Origin of the sequence: Klebsiella sp. A-Nf5, from assembly GCF_002810545.1 — a bacterium.
GTDB lineage: Bacteria > Pseudomonadota > Gammaproteobacteria > Enterobacterales > Enterobacteriaceae > Klebsiella > Klebsiella variicola.
The window spans coordinates 1-466 of sequence record NZ_PIOG01000133.1; the positions used below are offsets into that span (position 1 = coordinate 1).

1 pseudogene is annotated in these 466 nt (G+C 47.2%); it reads left to right on the forward strand.

Annotated elements, in window-relative coordinates:
- Positions 1–298, forward strand: a pseudogene (locus CWM53_RS13885) (aldo/keto reductase); the annotation flags it as partial.
- Positions 299–466 lie beyond the last annotated feature (168 nt).

Sequence of the window (466 nt, forward strand, 5' to 3'; positions counted from 1 at the left end):
TCTCGATTTGCAGGTTTGCATCGATACCATTGTCGAGGCGCATCGCTGCGGCATTAATCTGATTGATACCGCGCCGGGATACAACTTTGGCAACAGTGAAGTGATTGTCGGGCAGGCGCTGAAAAAGCTGCCGCGTAACGATATCGTTGTCGAAACCAAATGTGGCATCGTTTGGGAGCGGACGGGCAGCCTGTTTAACAAAGTTGGCGATCGTCAGCTGTACAAAAATCTCACGCCCGAGTCGATTCGCGAAGAGGTGGAAGCCAGCCTGCAAAGGCTGAGTATCGACACCATTGAGAAAAAAACATCCGTGCATTCAGCATCACATGAACACAATTCGTTGTTATCAGACAAAATATCTCCTTAAAAAGTACGTTGAGCAAAATCTTTTAGTATTTTTGGTCTGCGTCTACCCGATCATTTTTACTCCCTATACCGTGACACTATCAATCCTTCCCGCAGTTCG